The organism is Azotobacter chroococcum (assembly GCF_004339665.1).
GTDB lineage: Bacteria > Pseudomonadota > Gammaproteobacteria > Pseudomonadales > Pseudomonadaceae > Azotobacter > Azotobacter chroococcum.
The window spans coordinates 1-8358 of sequence record NZ_SMMU01000069.1 but is presented as its reverse complement, the minus strand read 5'-3'; the positions used below and the strand labels follow the sequence as shown (position 1 = coordinate 8358).

At 66.8% G+C, this 8358-nt stretch carries 7 protein-coding genes; 2 read left to right on the top strand and 5 right to left on the bottom strand.

What is annotated here, in order from left to right; translation table 11 throughout:
- Window positions 1-150: 150 nt before the first annotated feature.
- The 4 genes from EV691_RS22680 to EV691_RS22665 form a co-directional block, all read right to left on the bottom strand.
- On the bottom strand, window positions 151-1146 hold the full coding sequence (locus EV691_RS22680) for an LLM class flavin-dependent oxidoreductase (RefSeq protein WP_131301641.1): 996 nt from the start codon (window positions 1144-1146) through the stop codon (window positions 151-153).
- Window positions 1147-1245: 99 nt separating this feature from the next.
- A complete protein-coding gene (locus EV691_RS22675) occupies window positions 1246-1461 on the bottom strand; it encodes a dodecin (RefSeq protein WP_039800975.1) in 216 nt (71 codons plus the stop codon).
- 86 nt (window positions 1462-1547) lie between these two features.
- On the bottom strand, window positions 1548-3350 hold the full coding sequence (locus EV691_RS22670; protein WP_131301644.1) for an ABC transporter ATP-binding protein: 1803 nt from the start codon (window positions 3348-3350) through the stop codon (window positions 1548-1550).
- 297 nt (window positions 3351-3647) lie between these two features.
- Complete coding sequence (locus EV691_RS22665) at window positions 3648-4550, bottom strand: LysR family transcriptional regulator (protein WP_242672647.1); 903 nt, start codon at window positions 4548-4550, stop codon at window positions 3648-3650.
- 132 nt (window positions 4551-4682) lie between these two features.
- Between EV691_RS22665 and trpB the strand changes: the two genes are divergently transcribed.
- Window positions 4683-5903, top strand: coding sequence for a tryptophan synthase subunit beta (trpB, locus tag EV691_RS22660; RefSeq protein WP_131301649.1), 1221 nt, complete (start codon window positions 4683-4685; stop codon window positions 5901-5903).
- Window positions 5900-6709: a tryptophan synthase subunit alpha gene (trpA, locus tag EV691_RS22655; RefSeq protein ID WP_131301651.1), complete on the top strand. Its 810-nt coding sequence runs from the start codon at window positions 5900-5902 to the stop codon at window positions 6707-6709. Before trpB ends, trpA begins: the two co-directional genes overlap by 4 nt.
- Before the next feature lie 480 nt (window positions 6710-7189).
- Here trpA and EV691_RS22650 read toward each other — a convergent pair whose 3' ends face one another.
- Window positions 7190-7921: a transporter substrate-binding domain-containing protein gene (locus EV691_RS22650; protein ID WP_165496612.1), complete on the bottom strand. Its 732-nt coding sequence runs from the start codon at window positions 7919-7921 to the stop codon at window positions 7190-7192.
- Window positions 7922-8358: the final 437 nt, after the last annotated feature.

The following is an 8358-nucleotide window of genomic DNA, read 5'->3' as shown; positions in this document are numbered from 1 at the left end:
TGGAGAGCTGAGCGATCCATCGCGTGAACTGACTCGCTTTCATGATCCACCTCCCGCATGCGGAAACGTCATGATCAGCTTAGCTTGCTGCAACAACTAACTCAGACATAGCCTTTTTTTTTGCGTGCCGGTTTTGCGGCGCCTCTTCCCTCAGCGCAGGCCGGCGAGGATCTCGAACGAGCGCAGGCGGGCAGCCGGCTCGTAGAGGTCGCCGGTGAAGATCAGCTCGTCGGCGCCGGTCTGCTCGAGCAGCACCTCCAGGCGGGCGCGGACCTTCTCCGGGCCGCCGATCACCGCCAGGCCGAGGAAGTCGCCGACCGCGGCCTGCTCCTGGCGACTCCAGCGGCCGGACATCGACGCCACCGGTGGACGCAGTACCCGGCTCTCGCCGCGCAGCAGCGCCAGCACGCGCTGGAAGGCGGTGGTGGCGAGGAATTCCGCCTCCTCGTCGCTGGGCGCGGCGATCAGCGGCACGCCGATCATCACGTAGGGTTTGTCGAGCACCGCCGAGGGCTGGAAGTTGTCGCGGTAGAGGCGGATCGCCTCGTGCAGATAGGCCGGCGCGAAATGCGAGGCGAAGGCGTAGGGCAGGCCCTTGCGCGCCGCCAGCCGGGCGCTGAACAGGCTGGAGCCGAGCAGCCAGATCGGCACCTCGGTGCCGACCCCGGGCATGGCGATCACCTGCTGGCCGGGCTGCGCCGGGCCGAGCAGGGCCTGCAGTTCCTCGACGTCCGCCGGGAAGTCGTCGTCGCTGCCCAGGCGGTCGCGGCGCAGGGCGCGGGCGGTGTGGTGGTCGGCTCCCGGCGCGCGGCCGAGGCCCAGGTCGATGCGTCCCGGATAGAGGGTGGCGAGGGTGCCGAACTGCTCGGCGACCACCAGTGGCGCATGGTTGGGCAGCATGATGCCGCCGGCACCGACGCGGATCTGCCGGGTGCCAGCCGCCAGGTAGCCGACCAGCACCGCGGTGGCGGAGCAGGCAATGCCGTCCATGTTGTGGTGCTCGGCCACCCAGAAGCGGGTGAAGCCCAGCGCCTCGGCGTGCTGGGCCAGCGCCAGGGCGTTCTGCAGGGCCTGGGCCGGCCCGCCGTCGTCGCGGATCGGCGCCAGGTCGAGAAGGGAAAGCGCGGTATCAGCCAGTCGTGGCATGGAAGTCTCCTCGAGTCGCTCGCCCGTTGGGGGAAAGGGGGAGACTAAAGCAAAAGGCGCCGCCGGTGGCCGCCGCCTTGCCCGGGCCGGCGGCCGGCCTCAGCTGTCGGCCAGGCGGAAGCCGACCTTCAGGGTGACCTGATAGTGGCCGACTGCGCCGTTCTCGATATGCCCGCGGATCTCGGCCACCTCGAACCATTCCAGGTAGTCGAGGGTTTTCGACGCCTCGGCCAGGGCGTTGCTGATGGCGTCCTCGATGCTGCTGCGCGAGGAGCCGACGATTTCGATCTTCTTGTAGATGTGGTGGTCGGACATGCTGGTCTCCCTGATGGGGGGCAGGCGCCTGCCCCGTTCGGATGAGGCAGGCCAAAGCCGCGAGAGTTCAGTCGTGAGCGTGCCGCTCAGCCGGGTGCCGGCGGCTCGGGATCGTGCAGGAAGCCCTCGGCCTGCATCCGCCACAGCGAGGCGTACAGGCCGTCGCGGGCGAGCAGCTCGGCCGGGCTGCCGTCCTCCACCACCTTGCCGTTCTGCAGCACCAGGATGCGGTCGAAGTTGGCCACGGTGGACAGCCGGTGGGCCACTGCCAGCACCGTGCGGCCGCGCACCAGGTCGGCCAGGGCGACCTGGATCTCCGCCTCGGAATGGGTGTCGAGGGCCGAGGTGGCTTCGTCGAGGATCAGGATCGGCGCGTCCTTGAGGAAGGCCCTGGCGATCCCCAGGCGCTGCCGCTGGCCGCCGGAGAGCCGTGCCCCGCGCTCGCCGACCTGGGTGTCGTAGCCGTGTCGCAGTTCGCGGATGAAGGCGTCGCAGTAGGCCAGGCGCGCCGCTTCCTCGACCTCCCGGTTGTTGGCCTCCGGGCGGCCGTAGCGGATGTTCTCGCGGATGCTGCGGGCGAACAGGGCGGTCTCCTGCGGCACCACGGCGATCATCTGGCGCAGGCTGTCGACGCTGACCTGGCGGATGTCGTGCCCGTCGATCAGGATCTGGCCCTCCTTGACGTCGTCCAGGCGCTGGATCAGTTGCACCAGGGTTGATTTGCCGGCGCCGCTGGGGCCGACCAGGCCGACCTTCTGCCCGGCCGGGATGTGCAGGTTGAAGCCCTGGAACACCTGCCGGCCATCCGGGTAGCTGTAGCTCACGTCGACCAGGTCGATGGTGCCGTCGACGTCGGGCAGCGGCAGGTGGGCGTCCTTCAGGGCGTGCGGCCTGACGATCACGCGCAGGGTATCGGCGATGGCGCTGAGCTGCTGCACGGCGTCGACCAGGGCCAGCGCCAGGTCGCGGGAGCCGTTGAGGATGCGGAAGGTCAGCGCACTGACCAGCACCACGTCGCCGGCGCTGACGCGGCCGGCGCGCCATAGCAGGATGGCCCAGATCAGCATGCCGGCGGCCAGCAGCGACAGGCAGATGTCGTGCAGCACGCGGGTCTTCTCCATGTACAGCCAGCTGCCCCGGTGGGCGCGCGCCTCGCGGCCGATCTTGCGCGCCAGGCGATCGCTCTCCCGGTCGCGGGCGGAGAAGGCCTTGATGGTCCAGACGTTGGACACCGCATCGACCAGCTCGCCGCCGACCTGGGCGGCCTGGGCGGCGTAGCGCTGGTGCTTGTCCCGCCCGCGGATGCCATAGGCGGTGATCAGCACGGCGACCAGCAGCACCACGACGATCAGCGACATGGCCATGCGCCAGTCGACGGTGAACAGCACCACCACCGCGCCGAAGAAATCGACCAAGGGCGGCATGATCTTCCAGGCGAAGCCGCCATAGATGTTGCCCGCCGCCATGCCGGTGGCGGTGATGCGGTTGCCCAGGGCGCCGGCGAAGTGCTCGTTGAAGTAGCGCATGGGGTGGCCGGTGAGGTAGCGGAACAGCTCGACGCGGATGTCCACGCAGCTGGCCACCACAGTGCGGCAGCCGAGCCAGCCGCTCAGGCGCCAGAGGCCGTTCTCGGCGGCGATCAGGCCGAGGAACAGGGCCAGCGGCGTCCACACGTCGGCGTGCTGGCGGTCGTTGCCGGCGGCCAGGGCGTCGACCAGCAGCTTCATGCCGTACTGCACGGCCACCGCGCAACTGGAGGCGGCGAAGATCAGCACGAACATCAGGCCGAAGTGCCAGGGACGCATGCGCAGGTAGCGCCACAGGAAGGGCAGCGTCTGGCCGGGCAGAGTCAGCGGCTTGCGTCGGGGAGCGCTCTTCTTCTGCTTCATGGCCGGCAGCGGGATGCACTCGCTCGATCTTCCGGTACGTTGCCGGCGCTCCGGTAGTCGAAGCGCCGAGCCTGTCGAAAGGGGCCTGCCCGACACATAGCTCTTCCCCCGCACCTGGGCGCCGCAGCGTGTCCCGCTTCCGGCTGTCGTTGTCCCGTTGTCCGGCCTGCTGTCGAGACAGGTGGCCGGACCCCATGAGAAGTATGGACTGGACGAAAAGCGGCCGGGTTCCGGCCCGCCCGCCGGACGGGCGGGGAGAGGGAGGCATCCGTCCTCCCTCATCCCGGAGCCCGGCATTCAGCGCGCGGCCCGATCTGCCAACTGCATCTTCAACCAGCCGGCCAGCCGCTCCGCCCGGCCGTCGCCGCGCCGCAGCGGCACCCACAGCACTAGCCGTGCCGGCGTCTCGACGAAGCCCCAGGGCGCCACCAATCGCCCGGCGGCCAGATCGTCGGCGACCAGCTGCTGCGGCGCGATGGCCACGCCGAGCCCGGCCACCGCCGCTTCCAGCAGGTAATACAGATGCTCGAAGCCGGCGCCGTAGCGCAGCCCGGCCGCCGGCAGCTCCTGGCTCGCCGCCCAGCTTGGCCAGGCCTGCGGGCGCGAGGCGGTGTGCAGCAGGGCCTCGTCGAGCAGCGCCTGCGGCGGCGCCCGGCGCAGCGCGGCGAAGCGCGCATGGCGCGGGCTGAGCACCGGGCCGATGCACTCGGCGGCTAGCTCGAAGACCCGCATGTCGGCCGGCCACGGCGGCTCGGCGAACAGCAGGGTGGCGTCCAGACCCGGCCGGCGCGGGTCCGGCCCGCCCTCGCTGGCCGACAGTTGCAGGCGCAGCTCCGGCAGCTCGCGATTGAGGCGATCCAGGCGCGGGATGAACCAGCGCGCCAGCAGGCTTCCCGGACAGCCGAGCACGAAGGGCGCATCCTCGGTGCGCCGCTTCAGCTCGGCGCAGGCGCCGTCCAGACGGGCGAAGGCGTCGCCGGCGGCATCGCGTAGCAGCATGCCGGCATCGGTGAGTTTTACGCCGCGCCCTTCCTTGACGAACAGGACCACCCCCAGCTCTTCTTCCAGCGCGCGGATCTGCCGGCTGACCGCCCCGTGTGTGACATGCAGCTCCTTGGCTGCCTGCTTGACGCTCTGCAGGCGGGCGGCAGCCTCGAAGGCGCGCAGGGCGTTCAGGGAGGGCAGGTCCGGGTGCGTCATCGGTGAGTTTTCCTGACGTGTTCGGGCGATCTTATCGCTTTTCGCCGGGGGCGCCATTGGTTACCGTGTGACCATCGCAGGTGGGCCGTGAAAAGCGCACCGCCTGCCTCTTTGCATACTCCGGGAGCACCCATGACCGAGACTTCCTACCGCACCGGCCCCGACGAAAAAGGCCTGTTCGGCCAGTTCGGCGGCCAGTTCGTCGCCGAAACCCTGATGCCGCTGATCAACGCGCTGGCGGCGGAATACGAAAAGGCGAAGAGCGATCCGGCCTTCCTCGAGGAGCTGGCCTACTTCCAGCGCGACTACATCGGCCGCGCCAGCCCGCTGTACTTCGCCGAGCGCCTGACCGCGCACTTCGGCGGCGCGAAGATCTTCCTCAAGCGCGAAGACCTGAACCACACCGGCGCGCACAAGATCAACAACTGCATCGGCCAGATCCTCCTGGCCCGGCGCATGGGCAAGCAGCGCATCATCGCCGAGACCGGCGCCGGCATGCACGGCGTGGCCACCGCCACCGTGGCCGCGCGCTTCGGCATGCAGTGCGTGGTGTACATGGGCACCACCGACATCGATCGCCAGCAGGCCAACGTGTTCCGCATGAAGCTGCTGGGCGCCGAGGTGATCCCGGTCGTCGCCGGCACCGGCACCCTCAAGGACGCCATGAACGAGGCGCTGCGCGACTGGGTGACCAACGTCGAGACCACCTTCTACCTGATCGGCACCGCCGCCGGCCCGCACCCCTATCCGGCGATGGTCCGCGACTTCCAGTCGGTGATCGGCAACGAAGTACGCGCGCAGATCCTGGAAAAGGAAGGCCGCCTGCCCGACTCGCTGGTCGCCTGCATCGGCGGTGGTTCCAACGCCATCGGCCTGTTCCACCCCTTCCTCGATGACGCCAGCGTGCAGATCGTCGGCGTCGAGGCCGCCGGTCACGGCATCGACACCGGCAAGCACGCCGCCAGCATGGCCGGTGGCGCGCCGGGCGTGCTGCACGGCAACCGCACCTTCCTGCTGCAGGACGAGGATGGCCAGATCACCGATGCCCACTCGATTTCCGCCGGCCTCGACTACCCCGGCGTCGGCCCGGAGCACGCCTGGCTGCACGAGATCAAGCGCGTCGAATACGTGCCGATCACTGATCACGAAGCGCTGCAGGCCTTCCACCACTGCTGCCGCCTGGAAGGCATCATCCCGGCGCTGGAGTCCTCCCACGCCCTGGCCGAAGCCTTCAAGCGCGCGCCGAAGCTGCCGAAGGATCACCTGATGGTGATCAACCTCTCCGGCCGCGGCGACAAGGATATGCAGACCGTGATGCACCACATGCAGGACAAACTGGAGAAGCACGCATGAGCCGCCTGCAGAGACGCTTCGCCGAGCTGAAGCAAGCCAACCGCGCCGCCCTGGTCACCTTCGTCACCGCCGGCGACCCGGACTACGCCGCCTCCCTGGCCATCCTCAAGGGCCTGCCGGAAGCCGGCGCCGACGTGATCGAGCTGGGCATGCCCTTCACCGACCCGATGGCCGACGGCCCGGCCATCCAGTTGGCCAACATCCGCGCCCTCGGCGGCAAGCAGAACATGGTGAAAACCCTGCAGATGGTGCGCGAATTCCGCACCGGCAACCAGGACACCCCGCTGGTGCTGATGGGCTACTACAACCCGATCTACGCCTACGGCGTCGCACGCTTCATCGCCGACGCCAAGGCGGCCGGCGTCGACGGCCTGATCGTCGTCGACCTGCCGCCGGAGCACAACGACGAGCTGTGCGACCCGGCCCAGGCCGCCGGCCTCGACTTCATCCGCCTGACCACCCCGACCACCGACGACCAGCGCCTGCCGGTGGTGCTCGCCGGCAGCTCCGGCTTCGTCTACTACGTCTCCGTGGCCGGCGTCACCGGCGCCGGCGCCGCCACCCTGGCGCACGTCGAGCAGGCCGTCGCCCGCCTGCGCCGCCACACCGACCTGCCGGTGTGCATCGGCTTCGGCATCCGCAGCCCGGAACACGCCGCCAGCGTCGCCCGCCTGGCCGACGGTGTGGTGGTGGGTTCGGCGCTGGTCGACCGCATCGCCAAGGCTGCCAGCAAGGAGCAGGCGGTGGGGGATGTACTCGGCCTGTGCCGCGAACTAGCCGAGGGCGTGCGCGGCGCCCGCCGGTAAGCGCGCTCTGCATTGAACAATCCCGTGTAATCCCCGGTTTGCGGAAACACCCTATGCAAGCCGCCTATAAAGTGCGTTTACACCTGCCTCGGCTTTGGGGTATTCAACTTCAGGTAAATAAAACAGGTAATCCTCCGGCTTTGCCGGGGGACTCCGTTAGGTTTGACCGTGTGAAACGGCCAGCCTTCGAGCATTTGATGTCGACAGTTGCATTGAGGGCCAGGCCGAATAAGCCTCAGTGGAGAGAGGTATCTGGACGCATGGGTACTCGGCGGGATTGAGTGAAGAGCTGATCCATACATGTGCCAGCCGGGATAAGGAAGGCAAGCAGTACGGCCAGCCCAAATCTGGCCTATGAAGACAGCCGCCTTCAGGCGGCCCCACTTACTTGCCCCTTTGAGGGGCTAACAAACTAAAGCCACCGGCTTTGCCGGTGGATAATTACTCCGTATTTTTTGGCAGAAATCGACATTGGAACGATTACCTGGGTTGGACAGGCGCAAGGTCGATTCCATCCACGCCACTGCGTGCCATCGACTTGGCAAGAAAGCCGCTGTTCCGCAGATCGTCAAGTGCGGCGTCAATCCACTTTAGCCGGTCTGGGCGGTCCAGAGGCACGGCGATTGTTTGAGGAACACCGTAGAAATTGTCAGACAGCAGCCTAAGGCCAGGAGCATTCCTGGTGTTCGCCACCAGCCGCTGCCTATTGCCAGCAAAGGCAACCACAGTTCCGTCCTTCAGCCATTGGACCGCTTCACGCAAACTGTAGTCCGGCGTGGTGCGGACGCGAGCGGATGCGAGATGCTCTTTCAGCCATACCCCGACGCTGTCATCGGTATTGGCGCCGATGACGACCTCAGGCTGGTCCAGATCGCGGACGGAGCGTAAGGGGGAGTCGGAATTCACCAGTGCACTTTGCTGCACCAGCATGTAAGTCTGCGAATACATCACGACGCCCTCGCGTTCCGGATTGGGAGCCACGAAACCGATATCCGCCTTCCCGGTTCGTACTGCCTCAAGGACGTCGGTGGCTGTCGCCAGCGGCGTGAGGGTTGAGGCGACATCAGCCCTTCGCGCCAATTCCGTCGTGATATCGGCAACCACGCCAGACACCTTGCCTGTCTCAGAATCCAATCGACCCTGGGCGAGGTTGGCAACGATATAGGCGGCGCGCAGGGTGCCGGTAGGTGCAATGACTGAGTCGTCAGCCATAACTTTTCCAGTCAGCAGTGACATGAGCGTTAGGAGGCAAGTTACCCGGAACGGAAATCTGCTTCGGGAGCAATTTTGACTGTCCTTTCCGAAAGTCATCATCATTTGCAAGCCTATAAAATAGTTAATTGACTAAATCGTTAACGACGATAAAAGGCGCCGTCATTGACAATATGCAATCAACGGCGGCGTAAAGCCGCCTTTATTTCACGAGTCTGCACGGTCATTCCTGTTCATGGAAGGCGTTCTACGCCTGTGCTTTGGGGAAACAAACCCCATGAAAGGCCGTATCAAATCCTTGGATGGCCAGCCCCTGCCGTTTGCTAGGATGTTGACGTTTCGAGCTAGGTTCTGTTGACGCAAGCCCAGTGCTAAAACTGGGCTTTTGCCATGACTGACAGAAGCCGACTGAGCGACAGGGAATGGTCCCGCATACA

Coding starts and splice junctions, on each gene's coding strand:
- EV691_RS22680 (WP_131301641.1), bottom strand. CDS start 1,146: ATGCCACGACTGGCTGATACCGCGCTTTCCCTTCTCGACCTGGCGCCG.
- EV691_RS22675 (WP_039800975.1), bottom strand. CDS start 1,461: ATGTCCGACCACCACATCTACAAGAAGATCGAAATCGTCGGCTCCTCG.
- EV691_RS22670 (WP_131301644.1), bottom strand. CDS start 3,350: ATGAAGCAGAAGAAGAGCGCTCCCCGACGCAAGCCGCTGACTCTGCCC.
- EV691_RS22665 (WP_242672647.1), bottom strand. CDS start 4,550: ATGACGCACCCGGACCTGCCCTCCCTGAACGCCCTGCGCGCCTTCGAG.
- trpB (WP_131301649.1), top strand. CDS start 4,683: ATGACCGAGACTTCCTACCGCACCGGCCCCGACGAAAAAGGCCTGTTC.
- trpA (WP_131301651.1), top strand. CDS start 5,900: ATGAGCCGCCTGCAGAGACGCTTCGCCGAGCTGAAGCAAGCCAACCGC.
- EV691_RS22650 (WP_165496612.1), bottom strand. CDS start 7,921: ATGGCTGACGACTCAGTCATTGCACCTACCGGCACCCTGCGCGCCGCC.